General features: G+C 70.4%; 1 protein-coding gene. It reads left to right on the top strand.

Going from position 1 to position 937, the window contains the following annotated elements:
• Positions 1-56: 56 nt before the first annotated feature.
• Positions 57-937, top strand: an 881-nt coding sequence (locus M3148_RS16900; protein WP_251305896.1) for an IS256 family transposase, incomplete at its 3' end; no start/stop codon positions are given.

The following is a 937-nucleotide window of genomic DNA, read 5'->3' as shown; positions in this document are numbered from 1 at the left end:
GTCACCGCGCGATCCTTCGAGTGATCTCTCACAACCGCCTCGAAAGGACCATCACGGTGACCGCTCCATCCAGTATCGACCCTGCCCAGTTCCTGCACGAGCACCTCGCCCAGGCATCCCCGGATCTCATGCGCGAGATGCTGACCACGTTCATCAACGCCCTGCTGTCGGCCGAGGCCGACGCGGTCTGCGGGGCGGGCTACCGGGAGGTGACCGAGGCGCGGGTCAACCGCCGCAACGGCTACCGGCATCGGGAGTTCGACACCCGCGCCGGCACGATCGACGTGGCGATCCCCAAGCTGCGCCAGGGCTCCTACTTCCCCGAGTGGCTGCTGCAGCGCCGCCGCCGGGCCGAGGCGGCGCTGACCACGGTGGTGGCCTCCTGCTACCTGCTGGGGGTCTCCACCCGGCGGATGGACAAGCTCGTGCAGACCCTGGGGATCACGGGGCTGTCGAAGTCGCAGGTCTCGGAGATGGCCAAGGACCTGGACGAGCAGGTAGCTGACTTCCGCACCCGCCCGCTGGACGCCGGTCCCTACACGTTCATCGCCGCCGACGCGCTGACGATGAAGGTCCGCGAGGGCGGACGCGTCATCAACGTGGCGGTCATGGTCGCCACCGGCGTGAACAACGAGGGCTACCGCGAGGTCCTGGGCGTCCAGGTCGCCACCGGGGAGACCGGGGCGGGGTGGCTGGCCTTCTTCCGCGACCTGGTCGCCCGCGGCCTGAGCGGCGTGGGCCTGGTGACCTCCGATGCCCACGCCGGCCTGGTCGAGGCGATCGGCGCGACGCTGCCCGGAGCCGCCTGGCAGCGGTGCCGCACGCACTACTCGGCCAACCTAATGGCCGCCTGCCCCAAGGCCTCCTGGCCCGCGGTCAAGGCGATGCTGCACTCGGTCTACGAGCAGGCCGACGCCCAGGCGGTGCACGCCCAGTT

Source organism: Georgenia satyanarayanai, from assembly GCF_023715365.1.
In the GTDB taxonomy this organism is placed as follows: Bacteria; Actinomycetota; Actinomycetes; order Actinomycetales; family Actinomycetaceae; genus Oceanitalea; species Oceanitalea satyanarayanai_B.
The sequence above is the reverse complement of the archived record's forward strand: the minus strand, read 5'-3'. Positions and strand labels throughout refer to the sequence as shown.